Below are 19,590 nucleotides of genomic sequence, written 5' to 3'. Positions count from 1 at the left end.
GCTGAAGCGGGGCTGCGGCCATCATTGCCAAACAGCTCTGGAATCAGCACCCTGACACGACTTCGCGACCGAACCGCCATTGATCACAGGAGCCGCGCAATGCCCGCCACCGTTCTGGTACTGGTTGAAACCATCAATGACTATCTGCCGATTCTCGAGCATCAGGGCTTTCATCTGATCCTCGCGCCAACCCCTGCCGAACGCGCGCAAGCCATCGCCACCCACGGGGCACGGATCGACGCGGTACTGACTCGTGGCCCGCTGGGCCTGACCGCCGAGGAAGTCGCCGCCCTGCCGGCGCTGAAGATCATCACCGTGATCGGTGCCGGTTACGAACACGTCGACCTGCAGGCCGCCAGCGATCGCGGGATCACCGTGACCAACGGCGCCGGGGTCAATGCCTCGTCGGTGGCCGACCATGCCCTGGCCATGCTGCTGGCACTGGTACGCGACATTCCGCGCTGCGACGCGGCGGTGCGCCGGGGTGAATGGCCGAAGATCATGCGTCCGTCGCTGGCCAATAAACGCCTGGGGATTCTCGGCCTGGGGGCGGTGGGCATGGCGATTGCCAAACGTGCTCACCTTGGTTTCGACATGCAGATCAGTTACCACAACCGGCAGCTGCGCAGTGATGTGCCCTATGCGTTCTGCTCCACGCCGACCGAACTGGCGCGGGCTTCGGATTTTCTGATCGTCGCCACGCCGGGCGGGATTGGCACCCAGCATCTGGTGACGCGTCCGGTACTTGATGCTCTGGGCCCGACCGGTTTCATCGTCAACATCGCCCGGGCCAGTGTGATCGCCACCGCAGAGCTGATCAGCGCGCTTGAGCAACGACGGATTGCCGGGGCTGCGCTGGACGTGTTCGATCACGAACCGCAGGTGCCGGATGCGCTGAAAACCCTGAACAATGTGATTCTCACGCCGCATGTCGCCGGTCTGTCGCCGGAAGCCACACAAGGTACGGTGGAACTGGTGGGGAAAAACCTGATGGCATTCTTTTCGGGGCAACCAGTGCTCACGCCAGTCATCCTGCCACCGAGACTCACCAACCAGCGCGTGCATTAACAAGCGCCGGCAGCGCCCTGCTGCCGGTGCCTATTCGAAACGCTGATTATCCTGCAACACGCTAACCTATAAGACCGCTGCGCGCTTGTGGCCGCCCTGGTGCGCCATTAGATTAGCCAATGATGTCTGGCCTCCGAAATAAGCAGAAGGGATAAGCATGGCGCTTACTGACCAGTCCACCCGTATCCGCTCTGGCGAAGAACTCGATGCCAGCCTGATCGACCCGTACCTCAAGGCGCACATTCCGGGCCTGACCGGCACGCTGCAGATCAGCCAGTTTCCCGGCGGCGCGTCGAACCTGACATACCTGCTGGAATACCCGGACCAGGAATTTGTCCTGCGCCGTCCGCCGTTCGGCCACAAGGCCAAATCCGCCCATGACATGGGCCGCGAATTCCGCATCCTCAATCAATTGCGCGACGGTTTCCCCTACTGCCCGAAAGCCTACGTGCACTGCACCGACGAGTCGGTGATCGGTGCCGAGTTCTATGTCATGGAGCGGGTCAAGGGCATCATCCTGCGCTCAGATCTGCCGCCAGAACTGGGCCTCGATGCAGCCAGGACCGAAGCACTGTGCAAGAGCTTCATCGACCGTTTCGTCGAACTGCACCGGGTTGACTACAACGCCTGCGGCCTCGGCGATCTGGGCAAGCCGGAAGGTTACGTCGCCCGTCAGATCAAGGGCTGGAGCGAACGTTACGAAAAAGCCCTGACCCCGGATGCGCCGCACTGGGAAACGGTCAAGGCCTGGCTCAATGACAAGATGCCGGCCGACCATCCGACCTCAAGCATCGTCCACAACGACTACCGTTTCGACAACGTGATCCTCGACCCGAACAACCCGATGCAGATCATCGGCGTGCTCGACTGGGAACTGACCACCCTCGGCGATCCGCTGATGGACCTGGGCAACACCCTCGCCTACTGGATTCAGGCGGACGATCCGGCCCCCGTGCAACTGATGCGCCGCCAGCCCAGCCACGCCCCGGGCATGCTGACCCGCCGCGAATTCGTCGATTACTACGCCGAACGCTCGGGCATCCGCATCGACAATTTCGACTTCTACTACACCTACGGCCTGTTCCGCCTGGCCGGCATCGTGCAGCAGATCTACTACCGCTTCTACCACGGCCAGACTCAGGACAAACGCTTCGCGCAGTTCATTCACATGAACAAACTGCTGGAGCACATGAGCCTGCAGGTCATTGCGAAATCGAGCCTCTGACGGCCCATACCAAGGAACCCCCATGTCCAAGACTCAGTTGTTCGACCTCGACGGCAAAATCGCATTCGTCTCCGGCGCCAGCCGCGGCATCGGTGAAGCCATCGCCAAACTGCTGGCCCAGCAAGGCGCCCATGTGATCGTCTCGAGCCGCAAGCTCGAAGGTTGCCAGCATGTCGCCGACGCGATCATCGCCGCTGGCGGCAAAGCCACCGCCGTGGCCTGCCACATCGGTGAAATGGAACAGATCAGCCAGGTATTCGCCGGGATCAAGGAACAGTTCGGCCGCCTCGATATCCTGGTGAACAACGCCGCGACCAACCCGCAGTTCTGCAACGTGCTGGACACCGACCTGAGCGCATTCCAGAAGACCGTCGACGTGAACATCCGCGGCTACTTCTTCATGTCGGTAGAAGCCGGCAAGCTGATGCGCGAAAACGGTGGCGGCAGCATCATCAACGTTGCGTCGATCAACGGTATTTCACCGGGGATCTTCCAGGGCATCTATTCGGTGACCAAAGCGGCAGTGATCAACATGACCAAGGTCTTCGCCAAGGAATGCGCGCAATTCGGCATCCGCTGCAACGCCCTGCTGCCGGGCCTGACCGACACCAAATTCGCCTCGGCACTGGTCAAGAACGACGCGATCCTCAAGCAGGCGCTGACGCAGATTCCGCTCAAGCGCGTAGCCGATCCGAGTGAAATGGCCGGGGCGGTGTTGTACCTGGCCAGTGATGCGTCGAGCTACACCACCGGGGTTGCGCTGAATGTGGACGGTGGGTTCCTGTCCTGAACCAGACGTGCCTGTGCAGGAACTGCCGAAGGCTGCGATCTTTTGACTTTGATTTTGCAGATAAAGATCAAAAGATCGCAGCCTTCGGCAGCTCCTGCACGGGATTGAGGTCAGGCAATGACCTTGGCCAGATGCCAGCCAAAATGCACCGCCAACCAAGCCGCCCCACGCTACTGCGTGACACACCGGGTGGTGGTGATATGGCGCGTAACCTGCTCGTCAACGTACATATCGCCAGACACCTGAGTGTTCTCCAGCGTCTGGCAGGTACGCACCGGCGGTGGTGGCGGCGCAGCAGGAGGCGGTGGCGGAGGACTGGCGCAGCCGCTCAATAGCGCGACAGAGAAAGCCAGCGACAACGGCAGATACACGCGTTTCCCAGGATTATTCATAGGACGACCCGCGGTGAATGGAAGAGCCACTTCCGCTATCGCGCACGAATACCGCGGATGACGGAAGACCTGACCACTCATTCTTTATAGCCGACTACCCGGCGAGCGCCAGTGAAATGGAGGGGGATGAGGGAATTGGCTGTCGATTTTGTGGAGAGCAAAATCTGTGAGGGAGGGTTGCCTCAGCAAGCAATTTGTTGACTGGGAGGCCGCTATCGCTGGCAAGCCAGCTCCCACAGTGGGATCGGGTGTTTTCAGTTAGAGATTGGTCGGCTGTCAGGCCGCCATCGCTGGCAAGCCAGCTCCCACAACTTTATTCGTGCACACCCCATGCGGCGAAGCCGCCCCACTCAACACGATGAGCGTTAGCTCGAGTACCGCTCTTGATCTGAGGGCCCGTCGGCAGGCTGAGTGGAGGTATTTATCCGGGGGGGAGCGCAGCGACCGTTTGGCGCAGCCAAACACAGCGAGAGGAGGTGCAGCGAAGCAAACCGTAGGCGCTGCCCCCCGGATGAATCCCGCAGCGAAGGAACCCGAGCCTAAGCGAGGGCCGAACGTCAGGGCATAGACCTTTTGGTTACTTTTGGCTGGGCCGGCATTCCGGGCGTTTGCCAAAAGTGACCCGCCGTAAGGGCGGAACCCTAATCAGCAACACCCGCAGTAACGGATCCACACCCAAAACAGCCAAAAACCCTAAGCCATATCCGGATCCCGAGCAGCCCGCAAAGAATTACTCTCCAACTCATACCGCAACTCATCAATCAACGCCGCCACAGCCTCCGGCGTACGCAACTCATTGAGCTTCAACCCGCTGATCACCAGATCCACCTGTCCCGACTCACGGTGATACAACTTCACCGTCAGCGAATGATCCCCATCCACTGAACACTCGCACGCCAAGGGCGAGAAACTCTGCTCAAGGCTGGCGCGCAACTGCGCAAGATTCATCATGGAGCTTGTTCCTTTAGCTGTTTCGAAGGGAGACGATCCCAAGCCAACAGGCTTGTATCGCACCCCACCAGACTAAGAACTGCCCCACCGCGCCAGAACCTGCATTTGCACCTCATCGATTAGTGCATTTGCACCTACCGTTGCCCCTTGGCGCCGCGTTCGCCGGAAAACAGCCCGCGCTCCCGCGCCCAGACAATAGCCTCGCTGCGACTGTGCACATCGAGCTTGGAATACACCGTCGCCACATGATTGCGCACGGTATTGGGTGCCAGCTTCAACCGGGCGGCGATCTCCTTGTCGGCCAACCCCTCGCAGATCAGCCCCAGCACGTCGCGCTCACGCGCCGTCAGATCAGTGAGAGACACGCTCGGCAGTTGCGGCGAGTTGACCTTCTTCACATTCGCCAGTTTTTCGATCAGCGTCCGGCTGAACCACGAAGCATCCTTCATCACCTCTTCGATCGCCGCCACCAGTTCCAGCTCGGTGCGCTTGCGTTCGGTGATGTCCATCAGCACCAGCAGATAGCACGGCGTGTCCTGAATGTTCACGGTGTCAGCCGACACCGCGCACTCCAGCAGCTCTGCATCCTTCCTGCGCACGCGGACGTCGACCCGATCAATCCGACCGCTTTTGGCCAGGGCGTTCAGCAGCCGGGCCCGCGCACCGTCGTCGTCGATGAAATGCAACTGAGTCACGGTTTTGCCCACCACCTCGTCGCTGTCGTAGGCGAGGGTGTCGAGGAACGCCTGATTGACATCAATCACCTGCTGCTCGTCAGCACTGCAGATCAGAATCGGCACCGGGGTCAGGCGAAACGCCTTGGCGAAGCGTTCCTCACTCTGACGCAGCGCCACTTCCGCCTTGTGCCGCAGCTCCATGTCGACGAAGGAAAACAGCATGCAATCCTCATCATTGAGCACCAACGGTTGCCCGGCGACGATCACTTGCTTGCTGCCGCCATCGGGCAGACGCAGTTGAGCCTGCATCTGTGGAATGGTCGCCACATCGCGCAGACGCTGGATCGCCAGATCCTTTTTCTCAGCCTGATCGAAGACATCGATTTCATAGGCCGAGGTACCGATCACCTGGTCGCGGGTGTAACCGGTCATCTCCAGAAACCCCGGATTAACTTTGATGTAACGCAAGTCGCTGAGGCGGCAGATCACCGCCGGCGCCGGGTTGGCATTGAAGGTCTTTTCGAAGCGCTGCTCGGCATTGGCCCAATCGGTGACGTCGCTCATGATCAGCACCAGCGACTCCGGCTGCCCTTCGCGGTTGGTCAGTACCATGCTGCGCACACTGTGCACCCAGACGCGTTCCGGGTCATCCATGGCAGACATTTCGACCAACAGATCGCTGAATACCTCACAGCGTGCGACGCGGCTGATCGGATAGTTCTCGGGCGGCAACAGGTGGTTGTTGCGATAACGCAGCGTGAAACGCTTGGCATACTCATCGGCATTAGTGCCCAGCTCGCCGATCCGGCTGACACCGTGCATGGCCAGTGCTGCCTCGTTGGCCCAGAGGATGCTCTGATCGAGTTCCAGCAAAATCACCCCGTCGGACAGCCCGGCGATGATCTGCTGCAACTGGCGACGATTGGTTTCAGTGGTCAGGACTTCCTGGCTCATTGGATCTCCACAGGGAATGCGCGTGTGAAGATTACGACCGCAGGCGTGCGTGATCGTGCCGAACATAAATGTGCGCCCCACCACAGTCCCCCTGTGGTAGCGAGCTTGCTCGCGAATACGGTATTTCTTGCAAATAATCTGTCGGCTGACACACCGTCTTCGCCAGCAGGCTCGCTCCCACAAGGGGATCAAGGTTGATCTGAGGTTTCCACCAGCTCGCGCAACGTATCGAGAAACAGCCTGAGCACCGGCGAAGCATCATCGGCGCGGTAAGTCGCGTACAGCGGCACTTCCGGCAGCGCCGGCGTCAGCCTGCGAAACACCAGCCCTGCCGGCGCCAGTTGCTCGATAGAAGCCGGCAGCAGCGCCACCCCGAACCCGGCGCGCACCAGGCTGAGCAGCGTCTGCACTTCAATCACCTGCTGGCGGATCTGCGGGGTGAACCCGGCCTGAACGCAGCACTGATAAAGGAAGTTGGCAAACCGCGACTGCTTCAGTTCCAGCGCAACGAACGGTTCCTGCGCCAGATCCGCCGGAGCCAGTACTTCGCGCCTTGCCAGCGGATGATCAGCCGGCATCACCACGTGAATCGGCTCGTAGATCAGCAACTCGTTGCGCAGCAACGGATCGTCATAACCGACCCGAAACACGCAGGCGTCGATACGTTTTTCCTTCAATGCCTTGACCTGCGCCGCCGGGGTCATTTCATGCAGACGCCAGTTCACCTGCGGATAGCGTTCACGAAACAGGTGCAGGGCCTTGGGCAACACGCCGACCATCACCGAACTGATCATGCCGATCTCCAGCTCACCAAGCTGCCCGCGCCCGGTCTGACGGGTCAGGTCCAGCGCCCGTTCCAGTTGTTCGAACACCAGCGGTGCCTGCTCCTTAAGCATCTGCCCCGCGGCTGTCAGCTCGACCCGGTGATGACTGCGCTCGAACAGCGGCGTGCCCAACTCCTCCTCCAGCAGACGGATCTGCTGGCTCAACGGCGGCTGACAAATGTGCAACCGCTCCGCAGCCCGGCCGAAATGCAACTCATCGGCCAGGGCCATGAAATACCGCAGCAGGCGCAGGTCCATGGCGGCTTACCCTAGGCTCAGCGGTGTCGACCGCTGGCGCACGCCGGTCAACGCAAACAGAGCGTTGGCAATCGCGGGGGCCACCGACGGACTGCCCAACTCGCCGACGCCACCGGGTTTGCCCGGCTCGCCATCCAGCACCACGATATCGGTGGCCGGCATGTCCGACATGCGGGTCACGCGGTAGTCGTGAAAATTGCTCTGCACCACCCTGCCCTGTTGGATGTCGAGCCGGTCGAACAACGCATGACCGAGGCCCCACATCAGGCCGCCGTAGATCTGCTCCTCGACGCCGCCGGGCGACACGGCCAGACCGCAGTCGACCACACAGGTCAGCTTCTCGACTTTCGGTTTGCCATCGACCGTCGCGACCCGCGCCACCACGGCGATAAAACTGCTGTAACCCTGATGGGTCGCAATCCCCAACGCAGTGCCCGGCGGCAGCGGCTGGCCCCACCCGGCGCGTTCGGCAGCCTGTTTGAGCACCGCCACATGCCGTGGCCGTTCCTGCATGTTCGCCAGTCTGAAGGCCAAGGGATCGGCGCCGGCCGCGTGGGCCAGTTCGTCCATGAAGCTCTCGACGGCAAACACGTTGGGAATGAAGCTCACCGAGCGATACCAGCCGCTTGGCACATGGCTTTCGTGCTTGACCCAGTTCAACTGCAGATGCGGCGGACGGTAGGCGAAGTCCCATGCGGTGATCGCCTCGGTGGTGCTGTAATCCATGTGATCCGGGCGCTCGAAGTAACCCGGCTCCCACTGCTCCGGCGAGGCCGGTGACACCGCGTGCAGTCGCAGTGCGTTGAGTTTGCCTTGGGCATCCAGCGCGCCCTTGACCCGGTGCAGCGTCGCCGGGTGATTGAACAGTGCGTGCATTTCGTCTTCGCGGCTGTTGAGCAACTTCACCGGCACGCCGGTCTGTTGCGCCAGAAATGCCACTTCGAACAACCAGTATTTGGCCTCCCGCGCACCGAAGCTGCCGCCGGACACAAGCTCGTTGATGGTGACCATGTCCTTGGCGATGCCGCAGACTGTTTGCGCGGCTTCCAGCGCCGACGACGGCACCTGCACGCCGCCCCAATAGGTGATCGCGTTGTCCTTGACCTGTGCGGTGATACAGATCGGTTCCAGCGGGTTCTGCACTTTGTACGGCATGTGGTAATCGGCTTCGATCAGCTGCGCCGCCTGCGGCCATTGCGCGTCAACATCACCCTGCGTCATGGCCTTGATGGTCTGGCTTTTCGGGTCGGAAATAGCGGCCGCTTGCGCCGTGGCCAGTTCCGCGCTGTCGAACCCGGCCAGTGGCGAGTCGCTCCATTTGATCTCCAGCACTTTGCGGCCTTGCTGCGCCGCCCAGAACGTCTCGGCCAGCACCGCGACGCCTTCCAGGTTGCCACCGAGCACGTCCGGGCGCCCGGGGACTGCAATCACCTGGCGCACGCCCGGCACCTGCAATGCCGCCGCCGAATCCACGCTGAGAACCTTCGCCCCGACGACCGGCGCGCGCTGAATCACTGCCACCAGCATCCCCGGCAGTTGCACGTCGATGCTGTACTTGAAGCGCCCGCAGACCTTGGCCGCGGCATCGCGCTTGTGCCGCAGTTTGCCGATGTATTTGAACTGCGCCGGATCTTTCAGCGTGACATTGGCCGGTGCCGGCAAATGCGCCGCCACGCCCACCAGTTCGCCGTAGTTGAGGCTGCGTTTGCTGGCAGGGTGAATGACCCGGCCGTCTTCGGTACTGCAGCTGTCGGGCCTGACTTTCCATTGCTTCGCTGCTGCCGCAATCAGCAACGCCCGCGCCGTGGCGCCGGCCATGCGCAAGCGCTCGTATTCGAGAGAAACACTGGTGCTGCCGCCGGTGGAAAAGACTTTCCAGACCGGGTGAATGTAGGTCTCGAAGAACGGATCTTCCGGGGTGATGACCTGCACGGTCATCGGGTTCACATCCAGTTCTTCGGCCACGCATGCGGCCAGTGCCGTTTGCGTGCCGGTGCCGGAATCGTGCTTGTGCACCACCAGCTTTACCGTGCCGTCGGGGAAGATCCGCACCCAGGCGTTAGGCTCGAATTCCGTGGCCGGCGCCGGGGTTTTCGAGTCGCTGGCGGCGCTACCGGATGGCAGATACAGAGCAATCGCCAGGCCCGAAGCGACCGTCGCCGCTTGCTTGAGAAACACCCGGCGGGACGGTTCGAGCAAGGTGTCGTCGCGCAGCCTCATCACGCCTCCTTCGGCGCGTTCGCCGCACGTTTGATCGCTTTGTTGATCCGCCCGTAGGTGCCGCAACGGCAGATATTGCCGCTCATCGCATTGCGGATCGAATCGTCGGTCACTGCCGCGCCAGTGTTGAGCAGCGCGGCGGCGGACATGATCTGCCCGGATTGACAGTAGCCGCATTGCGGCACATCTTCGGCGACCCAGGCCAGTTGCAGCGGATGACTCTCGCTCGGCGACAAGCCTTCGATGGTGGTGATGCTGTGGCCCGCGACGGCGGCCAGCGGCAACTGGCAGGAACGCACCGCGACGCCGTCCAGATGCACGGTGCAGGCACCGCACAGGCCCATGCCGCAGCCGAATTTGGTGCCGGTAAGTTTCAGTTGATCACGCAGTACCCATAACAAGGGCATGGAGGGGGACGCTTCATCCAGCTCGCGTCGTTCGCCGTTTACCGTGAATGCGATCATTGTCAGGCTCCAAAAGAGCGGCCCGTCTTTGTGCGGGCCTGGTGACCGATTATTGGAAACCCGGGCAAACCGCAGCCAGCGACGATTTCTGCCAACCGCTGTAAGCAGGACTAACAACATGTACAAGCGATACCCGTCGGTGCAGTCCATGATTGCGTTTATCCACGCGGCGCGCAGCGGCAGTTTTTCCAGCGCGGCGCGCAAGCTCGATCTGACTCACAGTGCGATCAGCCAGCAGATTCGCGCACTGGAAGATTTCATCGGTCAGCCGTTGTTCGTGCGTGAAGGCGGCGGCAGCAACCTCACCGATGCCGGGCAGTTGTTTGCCAGCGTACTGGCGGACGGGCTGGCGCAGATCGACCGGGCCCTGTCCTCGGTGAAAAACCGCAGCGTGGCGCAGCGCCTGACCCTGGATGTGGACAGTGAACTGGCGCAGAGCTGGCTCAATCCGCGCCTGCCGGAACTGCTCGACGGACTGCCGGATTACGAGGTGACGCTGCTGTCGATGCCGCGCAGTGATCGCAGCAGCTTCGAGCGGGTGGATCTGGCGTTGCGTTACGGCTATGGCGATTGGGATGACTGCGAGATGACGCAGATCTGCGGCGATCGGGTGCTGGCGGTGGCTTCGCCGGCGTTGCTTGAGCGCTGTGGTTTGCAGTTGCCGTTGAGCCCGGCGCAGATCCTTGAATTGCCGCTGTTGGGCTATACACGACGCTCGTGGATTCCGTGGCTGGATGCGGCCGGAATGCCCCCGGTGGAGCCAGCGGCGCGGGTGATTTTCGATAATGCGGCCAACCTGATTGCGGCTGCCGAAGCCGGGGTTGGCGCCGGGCTGGTGCGCGGTTTGCTCGCCGCCGATGCGTTGCGCAGTGGGCGGCTGGTGGCGTTGAACGAGGCGCAGATTGCTGCGCATTACAATCTTTATGCGGTGTGGCCGCATGGGCAGGCTGAGCGGGTGGCGCCGGTGGTTGAAGCCATCAAACAGTTGGCCCTGCGTACACAAACTTGACGCCATCGCTGGCAAGCCAGCTCCCACAGTGATCGAAGTGTTGATCCGATCTTTGTCACACCACAAAAACCTGTGGGAGCTGGCTCGCCAGCGATGGCGTCGGCACATTCACCCTGAAACCCAAACCATATCGCCCAAGTATCACCACCGCGCCCAATTAATATTGTACGAACCCCTCCCCCCTTTCCAATACTCGCCCTCAGCAACCACCCACCCGGGCCGGATGCGAACAGGCGAGGGAATGCGCGAGACCTGCGCATAGAAATGGCCGATTGCCCGGGGCGTGGATGCCGAGAGCCGCAAGGCTCCCTTCCCCGCTATCAGGAGATCGACTTCAATGATCATCGATATCAGCTGCTATCCCACGGATCTCGTGGACCTCGCCTGGAGGCATGACGGTGACCCGTTCACCGGCGAGCGTCTGCTGGAGATGATGGATGGCCCGTACATGGTCAACGGCAAGCCTCGCCGGATCGACAAAGCCTTCATCCAGCCGCCGCAGGGCAACACGATTTACACCTGGACCGACGGCGAACTCTCGGGCCGTGAATCCATCGACGCCTACATGGCCTACACCCTGAAAATGGTCCAGACCTACCCGGACCGTTTCATCGGCTGCTTCGTCTACAACCCGCGCTGCGGCGTGGAAAACGGCGTCGAGGCGATCGAGCGCTACGTCAAGCAACACGGTTTCAAGATGGTGCAGATGCAGGCCAACATGCACGCCTACCGGCCTGACCGGGCGCTGGACTGGGTGCGCCCGTGCTTCGAGAAATGCGCCGAGCTGGGGATTCCGGTCAAGCTGCACACCGGCGACGGGCCGTACAGCATCCCGTCGGAATGGGTGCCGATGATCAAGGAATTCCCCAACGTGAATTTCATCATGGCCCACTTCGGCGTGCAGACCGGCGGCGTCTACGTGTTCGAACCGATGCAATGGGCGATGGAGCTGCCCAACGTCTACTGCGAATCGGGCTGGTGCCTGCAATCGCGGATCGTCGAGTTCGCCAAGGTGCTGCCGACGCACAAGATCCTGTTCGGCACCGACACCCCGCCGAACGAACCGGGCATGTGGCTGCGCCTGCTCGAAGTGCTGTGCCACGAACCGCCGCAGGGCCTGAACCTCGACGAGGACACCCTCGAAGAGTATCTGGGCAACAACACCGCGCGGATGATCGGCCTCGAACCGACCCCGCCGCCGCGTTCCGTTTCCGAAGCAGAGGCGCAACTCAAGCGCCCCGTCACCACGCAACTGGCCAGGAGCTGAACCGATGATCATCGACACCCATCTGCACCCCACCAATCTGGTCGACGAGGCCTGGCGCCACACCGGCGAACCGTTCACCGGCGAGCGCATGCTCAAGCTGATGGACGGCCCGTACATGATCAACGGCAAGCCACGCCGCATCGACATGGGTTTCATCCAGCCGCCACCGGGCAACACCGGTTATCGCGACGGCAACCGTCGGGGCCGCGAAGGCGTGCGTGACTACATGTCGTACGTCGCCGAACTCTGTGTGAAGTACCCGGACCGCTTCATCGGCAACTTCAACTTCAACCCGCGCTGGGGACCGGAAAACGGTGCGGCGGAGCTGGAATTCCACATCAAGGAATACGGTTTCAAGATGCTCAAGCTGCACGCCAACATGCACGGCTATCGCCCGGATCGGGCACTGGACTGGCTGCGTCCGGCAATGAAAGTCTGCGCCAAGTACAACATCGTGGTGCTGATCCATACCGGCGACGGACCGTACACCATTCCGACGATGTTCTACCCGATCATCCGCGAGTTCCCGATGGTCAATTTCATCATCGGCCACTTCGGCATCCAGACCGGTGGCAACTACTCGTTCGAGGCGTTCTGGATGGCGATGGACACGCCGAACGTGTACTGCGAATCCGGCTGGTGCTTCCAGTCGCGGATCGTCGAATTCGCCAAGGAATTGCCGCGCAACAAGATCGTGTTCGGCACCGACTCGCCGCCGAACGAACCGGGCATGTGGCTGCGCGAGCTGGAGGTGTTGTGCTCACCGGCGCCGCAAGGTCTGGGCATCGATGAGGATCATCTGGAGGACTACCTGGGCAACAACATCGCGCGGTTGTGCGGAATCGAACCGACGCCACCGCCGAAGGATCTGGTTGAGGCGGATATTCGCCTGACGACCACGTACCTCTAGGCAACGCTGATCCCTGGGACACAAGGTAACCCTGTGGTGAGGGGATTCATCCCCGATGGGCTGCGCAGCGGCCCCAAAACCTGCAACCGCGTTGTATCAGGCAGACCGCGCTGACTGGTTTACGACTGCTTCGCAGCCGATCGGGGATGAATCCCCTCACCACAAATGACACCCACAAGGCAACACTGCAACAACACAGCGACTTTACAGGCACGAAGATGACCCGGCGTTTGCTCGACCGGCAGGCCAACGGCTGCTCGATCGAACGCCTTCTCACCCCTGCGTGCCTGCTTTTTATGAGGTGAAACCATGACCCGTTCGACGCTCGGCGATTCTCAGGATTTTCACGTGTTCATCGATGCCTATCGCCGAGAGTACCCGGACGATGTGCTGACCATCACCCAACCCGTTTCTGCCGATCAGGACGTCACCGCCCTGGTCGATGCCCTCGCCGCACAGGGCCGCGATCCGTTGCTGATCTGCGAAAACGTCGGCGGCCTCAAGGTGCCGGTGGCGACCAACCTGTTCGCCTCCCGCACCCGCATCGCGCGGTTGTTCGGTGTCACGCCTGCGCAACTGCACGAAACCTTCCAGCAGCGCGCCAACCAGCCCATTGCCCCGCGTTACGTAGAAAGCGGCCCGGTGCTTGATGAAGTGTTCGAAGGCGAAGCCGTGGATCTGGCGCTGCTGCCGATGCTCAAGCACTTCGACAGTGATCGCGGGCCGTACATCACCAACGCGATCATCATTGCCGAGGACCCGCTGACCGGCATCGCCAACATGAGCTACCACCGCTCGATGCGCCACGCCCGCCAGTCCCTGGCGACCAGCCTGCACTCGCGCGGACATTTGTGGCGGATGCTGCAGACCGCTCGTGAACGCGGTGAAGAATTGCGCGTGGCGATGGTGGTCGGCGCGCATCCGCTGTTCATGCTCGCGGCGGCAGCGCGCTTGCCCTACGGCAGCGATGAACGTGCCGTCGCCGGTGGCTTGTTCGGCGCGCCGCTGGAACTGGTCGAGACCCCGCGTTACGGCATCGGCGTCCCGGCATACGCCGAGTTCGTCCTCGAAGGCGCCATCGACCCGACGGCCTACGCCGAGGAAGGCCCGTTCGGTGAGTTCAGCGGTTATTCCTCGGATCGCTCGACCAACAACGTGCTGCGCGTCGACACCCTGTTGCGGCGCAAGGATGCCTGGCTGGTGGACGTGATGGGCGGCCGCTACGCCGAACACCTGACCCTCGCCCGACTGCCCCGCGAAGCGGAAATGAGCGAGAAACTCAAGGCGCGTTTCCCCGCTGTCACCGCCGTGCACTACCCGAATTCCGGCACCCACTTTCATTGCTATGTGGCGCTGGATCAGAGCCGTGACGGCGAGGCGCGGCAGATCATGCTCGCCCTGCTCGGCTGGGATCCGTACCTGAAAAACGTGATCGCGGTGGACAGCGATATTGAGATCACCGACGACAGTCAGGTGTTGTGGGCACTGGCCACGCACTTCCAGCCGCATCTGGACCTGTTCATGATCGACGGTTTGCCCGGCAGCCCGCTGGACCCGTCGTCCTCGGTCAACGGCACCACGTCGCGCATGGGTCTTGACGCCACCCGTGGCTCGGGCTTCGACGGGATCAAGGCGCAGCTGGATCAGGATGTGCTTGAACGTGCGCGGGTGTTGCTCAAAGGCCTTGCATCGTGAGCCGCCAGCGGATGGTTGTGGGCATCAGCGGTGCGTCCGGCTTCATCTATGGCGTGCGTCTGCTGCAATTGCTCGCCGAACTGGACATTGAGCGCCACCTGATCATCAGCCGCGCCGCGCTGCTGACCATGGCCCACGAGACCGACTACAAACTGGCCGAGGTCACTGCGCTCGCCAGCCACTACCACCGCGCCGATGACGTCGCCGCCGGGATCGCCAGCGGTTCGTTTCGCTGCCTGGGCATGGTGGTCGCGCCGTGTTCGATGCGCACCCTGGCGGAGATTGCCACCGGCACGTCGTCCGGGCTGATCGGTCGCGCTGCCGACGTCACCCTCAAGGAACGCCGCACGCTGGTGCTGATGGCCCGCGAAACGCCGCTGACCCTCGCCCACCTGCGCAACATGACGGCCGTGACCGAGATGGGCGGGATCATCGCCCCGCCGGTGCCGGCGTTCTATGCCCGGCCCGAAAGCCTGGCGCAGATGGTCGATCACAGCCTGGGCAGAGTGCTCGACCTGTTCGGCCTCGATGCTGGCGTTGCCGCCCGCTGGAAAGAACACCCAAATCCCAATGTGGATATGAATACCTGTGGTGAGGGGATTTATCCCCGACCGACTGCTCAGCAGTCGCAAAACCTGTGAATGAGGTTTTCCTGACACAGCGCAATTGCAGATTTTGGGGCCGCTTCGCGACCCATCGGGGATAAATCCCCTCGCCACAAACGCCAATCAAAGGAGCTCCAGATGAACACCCCCTTCAACGCCCCAACCCGCAATACCAAAATCCCCGTGACCATCCTCACCGGCTTCCTCGGTGCCGGCAAAACCACCCTGCTCAACTACATCCTCAAGGAAAACCACGGACGCAAGATCGCCGTGATCGAAAACGAGTTCGGCGAGGTCGGCATCGACGGCGATCTGGTGCTCAGCTCCGAGACCGAAGAAATCTACGAAATGGTCAATGGCTGCGTGTGCTGCACCGCCGAGGTTCGTGAGGATCTGGTGCGCATCGTCCGCGAACTGGTGGCGCGCCCGGTGCGCCTCGATCACATCCTGATCGAGACCAGCGGCCTCGCCGATCCGTACCCGGTGGCGCAAAGCTTTTTCATCAATGACCCGATTGCCGAAGACGTCGAACTCGATGCGATCGTGACCATGGTCGATGCCAAGCACATCGCCCAGCATCTGGAGGATCTGCAACTGGATGGCGTCGACAATCAGGCCGTGGATCAGATCGTCTGCGCCGACCGCATCGTCATCAACAAGGTCGATCTGGTCAGCAGCGATGAAGTGGAAACCCTGCGCGACAAGATCCGTGGTTTGAACGCCACGGCGGATCTGGTGACCTCCACTCATGCGCAGATCGATCTGACGAAAATCCTCGGCATCGGCGCCTTCGAATGCACGCAGAAGCTCATGGAAATCGGCGCTGAACAGCACGCTCACCATGACCACCACGACCATGATGAGCCCGACCACGAACACGACCCGAGCGTGTCATCGGTGGGCATCGCCGTGGACGGTGCGGTCAACCTGATGGCGTTCCACCGCTGGATCAGCGAACTGCGCTCGTCCCAGGCCGATAACCTCTACCGCATGAAAGGCGTGCTCGCCGTGGCCAACGAAGACCAGCGCTACGTGCTGCAAGGCGTGCACAGCCTGGTGGAGTTCCGCGCCTCGACCGCCTGGGGCACGGAGCCCCGCTCGAGCAAGATCGTGTTCATCGGCCGCGACCTGGATCGCGCGGCGCTGAACCAGGGCTTTGCCGCCTGCCTGGCAGGCTGAACAAGGCATCGGAGCCGGTGGATGGCGGCTTCGGGCACGAATGACTGATGCCCAGTGGCACTGAAATCTGTGGAGTGAACCCGATAATGAGGTCACCCGTGGCGAGGGGATTTATCCCCGATCGGCTGCGCAGCAGCCGCAAATCCAGCACATGCGGTTTGTCTGGTAAACCGCAAGTTCAAGTTTTGGGGGGGCTTCGCACCCCATCGGGGATAAATCCCCTCACCACAAAGGCTCACTCCTACAGGGGATCTGCAGCAGGCATCAGACGAATACCCCTCTCTACCGCATAACAACAGCCAGAGGTGATTCCCCATGTCGTCAGCCACTCCTTCCTCCACCGTGCACCCCGTCGACCGCGTTTTGCCGGTGCGACAGATGCTCACCCTCGGCCTGCAACACATGGCCGTCTCGTACATCGGCGCCATCGCCGTGCCGTTGATCGTTGCCAGCGCCCTGAAAATGTCCCACGCCGATACCGTGGTGCTGATCAGCACCACGCTGTTCTGCTCGGGCATCGCCACCCTGTTGCAGACCGTCGGTTTCTGGAAATTCGGCGTGCGCCTGCCGATCCTGCAAGGCGTGGCGTTCAGCAGCGTCGGCCCGGTGATCGCCATCGGCAGCAACCCCGAGGTGGGCTTCCCCGGGGTCTGCGGCGCGGTGATCGGTGCCGGGATTTTTACCCTGCTGATGGCGCCGTTCGTGGGCCGATTACGGCGGTTTTTCCCGCCGGTGGTGACCGGTTGCATCGTCACCGTGATCGGTCTGCAGTTGTTCCCGATTGCCTATGAATGGGTCGGTGGCGGACGCAACGCGAGCAACTTCGGCGCGCCAGCCTTTCTCGCGGTGGCGGTGGTGGTGCTGCTGACCATTCTGCTGGTCAATCGCTATGGCAGTCCGCTGCTGCGCAACATGGCGGTGCTGGTGGGCATGCTGGTCGGCGCCGGTCTGGCCTACGGTCTGGGCATGGGCAATTTCCACAGTGTTGAAGAGGCGCCGTGGCTGACCGTGCCCTACCCGTTCTACTTCGGCCTGCCGACGTTCAGCCTGATCCCTATTGCGACCATGGTGGTGGTGATGATCGTGCAGATGGTCGAGTCGATGGGGCTGTTCGTGGCCATCGGCGACATCGTCGACAAACCGGTGGAAGACCAGCAAGTGGTCAACGGCCTGCGCGCCAATGGCCTGGCCAGCACCATCGCCGGAATGTTCGCCGCATTCCCGTTTATCGCCTTCATGGAGAACGTCGGTCTGGTGATCCTGACCGGCGTGCGCAGCCGTTGGGTGGTCGCCGTCAGTGGCCTGCTGATGTGTTCGATTGCGCTGGTGCCCAAGGCCGGGGCGATCATCGCCTCGATGCCGACGGCGGCGCTGGGCGGTGCCGGCATTGCCATGTTCGGCGTGGTCGCAGCGGCGGGCATCCAGACCCTGGCCAAGGTCGACTACGAACGCAATCGCTACAACGTGTTGATCGTCGGCTTCACCATCGCCGCCGCGCTGGTACCGGTGCTCGCCCCGACCCTGTTCAAACAACTGCCCGAGTGGTCACAGCCGTTCCTGCACAGCAGCGTGGTCATCGCCTGCCTGGTGTCGGTGCTGCTCAACGCGGCGCTCAACGGCGTCAGCGTGCCAGACACCACACCCGGCAAATCCGCCTCGCACATTCTCTGACTGGAGCCTGCCATGACTCAACTTCAAAACATCCTGATCAAAAATCCGCTCGCGGTGATGACCGGCCTGCGCGGTCCACGTGCCCGGGCCGGCGCGGTGGACATTCGCGTGATCAACGGACGCATCGCCGAAATGGCCGCCGACCTTGAGCCACACCCCGGCGAACGGGTGATCGATGCGCGCAACAGCGTGGTCTATCCGGGCTGGATCAACACCCACCATCACCTGTTCCAGAACCTGCTCAAAGCCGTGCCCGAAGGTTTGAATCAGGATCTGCAAGGCTGGCTGGCGAGTGTGCCCTACCCGCGTTTGAACCGCTTTACCCCGCAATTGGCAAGGATCGCCGCCCGTCTGGGCATGGTCGAGTTGCTGCTATCGGGTGTGACGACATGCGCCGATCACCACTATCTCTACCATGCCCACGGCAGCACCGAGACCGGGGATCTGTTGTTTGATCTGGCCGATGAGTTCGGCCTGCGCTTTGTGTTGTGTCGCGGTGGCGCGCTGGAATCGGCGAGCGCGCACCCGGGCTTCTCGAAAACCGCGCTGCAACCGGAAAGCCTAGAGCAAATGGTCGGCGATATCGAGCGGCTGAAATCGCGGTATCACCAGGACACCCCGGACGCCCTGCGCCGAGTGGTCGTCGCGCCCACCACGCCGACCTTCTCGCTGCCGCCGACCCTGCTGCGCGAACTGGCGCACACCGCGCGCGGCCTCGGTTTGCGCCTGCACACACACCTGTCGGAAACGCAGAACTACGTGAATTTCTGCCGCGAGAAATATAACTGCCTCCCGGTGGAGTTCGTCGCCGAACACGAATGGCTCGGCCCCGACGTCTGGTTCGCCCACGCCGTGCACCTGCAACCGGGGGAAATCCGCATGCTCGCCCAGACCGGTAGCGGCGTCTCGCACTGCCCGGTAAGCAATGCACGCCTGGGCAGCGGCGTCGCGCCGGTGCCGCAAATGTTTGAGGCTGGCGTGCCGATCTCCCTCGGCGTCGACGGCGTGGCGTCCAACGAATCCGGGAGCATGGTCGGCGAAGCCAACACCGCGTGGCTGATCCACCGCGCCGAACAAGGCGCCTCGGCGACCACCGCCGAAGACGTGATCCACTGGGGCACAGCGGGCGGCGCCCAGGTATTGGGACTGGGCGCGGTCGGTACACTGCAAGTCGGGCAAGCGGCGGATCTGGTGATCTACAGCCTCGACCATCCACGCTTCTTCGGCTTCCACGACAGCGCGGTTGCACCCGTCGTCGCAGGGGAACCGATCACGGTGAAATACAGTGTGGTGGGCGGCCGGATCGTGGTCGATAACGGCGTGATTCCGGGGCTGGATATTGAGCGGATGCGCGCCGAGGCGTGGGAAGGTGTGCAGGCGATGATGAATGTCGACGATTGATCCGATCTCACATTCAATGCAAAACCCTGT

General features: G+C 62.1%; 16 protein-coding genes. 11 read left to right on the top strand and 5 right to left on the bottom strand.

Annotated features, from left to right (window positions below):
* Positions 1-99 precede the first annotated feature (99 nt).
* The 3 genes from HXW87_RS15060 (at position 100) to HXW87_RS15050 (ending at position 3,083) form a co-directional block, all read left to right on the top strand.
* The gene (locus HXW87_RS15060; protein WP_047293634.1) at positions 100-1,068 is read left to right on the top strand and encodes a 2-hydroxyacid dehydrogenase; all 969 of its coding nucleotides are present in this window, start codon (positions 100-102) and stop codon (positions 1,066-1,068) included.
* A gap of 157 nt (positions 1,069-1,225) precedes the next feature.
* Complete coding sequence (locus HXW87_RS15055) at positions 1,226-2,293, top strand: phosphotransferase family protein (RefSeq protein ID WP_239776468.1); 1,068 nt, start codon at positions 1,226-1,228, stop codon at positions 2,291-2,293.
* A gap of 22 nt (positions 2,294-2,315) precedes the next feature.
* On the top strand, positions 2,316-3,083 hold the full coding sequence (locus HXW87_RS15050; RefSeq protein ID WP_047293630.1) for an SDR family oxidoreductase: 768 nt from the start codon (positions 2,316-2,318) through the stop codon (positions 3,081-3,083).
* A gap of 1,085 nt (positions 3,084-4,168) precedes the next feature.
* Here HXW87_RS15050 and HXW87_RS15045 read toward each other — a convergent pair.
* The 5 genes from HXW87_RS15045 to HXW87_RS15025 form a co-directional block, all read right to left on the bottom strand.
* Positions 4,169-4,426: a DUF1652 domain-containing protein gene (locus HXW87_RS15045; protein WP_041073283.1), complete on the bottom strand. Its 258-nt coding sequence runs from the start codon at positions 4,424-4,426 to the stop codon at positions 4,169-4,171.
* A gap of 134 nt (positions 4,427-4,560) precedes the next feature.
* The gene (locus HXW87_RS15040; RefSeq protein ID WP_239776467.1) at positions 4,561-6,057 is read right to left on the bottom strand and encodes a helix-turn-helix transcriptional regulator; all 1,497 of its coding nucleotides are present in this window, start codon (positions 6,055-6,057) and stop codon (positions 4,561-4,563) included.
* A 188-nt stretch (positions 6,058-6,245) separates the two neighbouring features.
* Positions 6,246-7,139 (bottom strand): LysR substrate-binding domain-containing protein, encoded by an 894-nt coding sequence (locus tag HXW87_RS15035; protein ID WP_095668952.1) that lies wholly within the window; start codon positions 7,137-7,139, stop codon positions 6,246-6,248.
* A gap of 6 nt (positions 7,140-7,145) precedes the next feature.
* A complete protein-coding gene (locus HXW87_RS15030) occupies positions 7,146-9,359 on the bottom strand; it encodes a molybdopterin cofactor-binding domain-containing protein (protein WP_239776466.1) in 2,214 nt (737 codons plus the stop codon).
* Complete coding sequence (locus HXW87_RS15025) at positions 9,359-9,823, bottom strand: (2Fe-2S)-binding protein (RefSeq protein ID WP_041073291.1); 465 nt, start codon at positions 9,821-9,823, stop codon at positions 9,359-9,361. Before HXW87_RS15025 ends, HXW87_RS15030 begins: the two co-directional genes overlap by 1 nt.
* A 118-nt stretch (positions 9,824-9,941) precedes the next feature.
* On the opposite strand from HXW87_RS15025, the gene HXW87_RS15020 reads away from it, so the two are divergent.
* From HXW87_RS15020 to HXW87_RS14985, 8 genes are all read left to right on the top strand, one after another.
* Positions 9,942-10,832 (top strand): LysR substrate-binding domain-containing protein, encoded by an 891-nt coding sequence (locus HXW87_RS15020; protein WP_239776465.1) that lies wholly within the window; start codon positions 9,942-9,944, stop codon positions 10,830-10,832.
* 337 nt (positions 10,833-11,169) lie between these two features.
* Complete coding sequence (locus HXW87_RS15015; RefSeq protein WP_086792694.1) at positions 11,170-12,099, top strand: amidohydrolase family protein; 930 nt, start codon at positions 11,170-11,172, stop codon at positions 12,097-12,099.
* Between the two features lie 4 nt (positions 12,100-12,103).
* Positions 12,104-13,009 (top strand): amidohydrolase family protein, encoded by a 906-nt coding sequence (locus HXW87_RS15010; RefSeq protein WP_003224037.1) that lies wholly within the window; start codon positions 12,104-12,106, stop codon positions 13,007-13,009.
* A gap of 309 nt (positions 13,010-13,318) precedes the next feature.
* Positions 13,319-14,704, top strand: a complete 1,386-nt coding sequence (locus HXW87_RS15005; RefSeq protein WP_239776464.1) for a UbiD family decarboxylase — start codon at positions 13,319-13,321, stop codon at positions 14,702-14,704.
* Between the two features lie 11 nt (positions 14,705-14,715).
* Positions 14,716-15,345, top strand: a complete 630-nt coding sequence (locus tag HXW87_RS15000) for a UbiX family flavin prenyltransferase (protein WP_239779157.1) — start codon at positions 14,716-14,718, stop codon at positions 15,343-15,345.
* A gap of 102 nt (positions 15,346-15,447) precedes the next feature.
* Complete coding sequence (locus HXW87_RS14995; RefSeq protein WP_182404320.1) at positions 15,448-16,488, top strand: GTP-binding protein; 1,041 nt, start codon at positions 15,448-15,450, stop codon at positions 16,486-16,488.
* 315 nt (positions 16,489-16,803) lie between these two features.
* Complete coding sequence (locus tag HXW87_RS14990) at positions 16,804-18,159, top strand: nucleobase:cation symporter-2 family protein (RefSeq protein WP_041073301.1); 1,356 nt, start codon at positions 16,804-16,806, stop codon at positions 18,157-18,159.
* A 12-nt stretch (positions 18,160-18,171) separates the two neighbouring features.
* Positions 18,172-19,560 (top strand): amidohydrolase family protein, encoded by a 1,389-nt coding sequence (locus HXW87_RS14985; RefSeq protein WP_239776463.1) that lies wholly within the window; start codon positions 18,172-18,174, stop codon positions 19,558-19,560.
* Positions 19,561-19,590 lie beyond the last annotated feature (30 nt).

Origin of the sequence: Pseudomonas sp. Y5-11 (assembly GCF_022368695.1) — a bacterium.
In the GTDB taxonomy this organism is placed as follows: Bacteria; Pseudomonadota; Gammaproteobacteria; order Pseudomonadales; family Pseudomonadaceae; genus Aquipseudomonas; species Aquipseudomonas parakoreensis.
This window is presented reverse-complemented; position numbering and strand designations above follow the sequence as displayed.

Coding starts and splice junctions, on each gene's coding strand:
- HXW87_RS15060 (WP_047293634.1), top strand. CDS start 100: ATGCCCGCCACCGTTCTGGTACTGGTTGAAACCATCAATGACTATCTG.
- HXW87_RS15055 (WP_239776468.1), top strand. CDS start 1,226: ATGGCGCTTACTGACCAGTCCACCCGTATCCGCTCTGGCGAAGAACTC.
- HXW87_RS15050 (WP_047293630.1), top strand. CDS start 2,316: ATGTCCAAGACTCAGTTGTTCGACCTCGACGGCAAAATCGCATTCGTC.
- HXW87_RS15045 (WP_041073283.1), bottom strand. CDS start 4,426: ATGATGAATCTTGCGCAGTTGCGCGCCAGCCTTGAGCAGAGTTTCTCG.
- HXW87_RS15040 (WP_239776467.1), bottom strand. CDS start 6,057: ATGAGCCAGGAAGTCCTGACCACTGAAACCAATCGTCGCCAGTTGCAG.
- HXW87_RS15035 (WP_095668952.1), bottom strand. CDS start 7,139: ATGGACCTGCGCCTGCTGCGGTATTTCATGGCCCTGGCCGATGAGTTG.
- HXW87_RS15030 (WP_239776466.1), bottom strand. CDS start 9,359: ATGAGGCTGCGCGACGACACCTTGCTCGAACCGTCCCGCCGGGTGTTT.
- HXW87_RS15025 (WP_041073291.1), bottom strand. CDS start 9,823: ATGATCGCATTCACGGTAAACGGCGAACGACGCGAGCTGGATGAAGCG.
- HXW87_RS15020 (WP_239776465.1), top strand. CDS start 9,942: ATGTACAAGCGATACCCGTCGGTGCAGTCCATGATTGCGTTTATCCAC.
- HXW87_RS15015 (WP_086792694.1), top strand. CDS start 11,170: ATGATCATCGATATCAGCTGCTATCCCACGGATCTCGTGGACCTCGCC.
- HXW87_RS15010 (WP_003224037.1), top strand. CDS start 12,104: ATGATCATCGACACCCATCTGCACCCCACCAATCTGGTCGACGAGGCC.
- HXW87_RS15005 (WP_239776464.1), top strand. CDS start 13,319: ATGACCCGTTCGACGCTCGGCGATTCTCAGGATTTTCACGTGTTCATC.
- HXW87_RS15000 (WP_239779157.1), top strand. CDS start 14,716: ATGGTTGTGGGCATCAGCGGTGCGTCCGGCTTCATCTATGGCGTGCGT.
- HXW87_RS14995 (WP_182404320.1), top strand. CDS start 15,448: ATGAACACCCCCTTCAACGCCCCAACCCGCAATACCAAAATCCCCGTG.
- HXW87_RS14990 (WP_041073301.1), top strand. CDS start 16,804: ATGTCGTCAGCCACTCCTTCCTCCACCGTGCACCCCGTCGACCGCGTT.
- HXW87_RS14985 (WP_239776463.1), top strand. CDS start 18,172: ATGACTCAACTTCAAAACATCCTGATCAAAAATCCGCTCGCGGTGATG.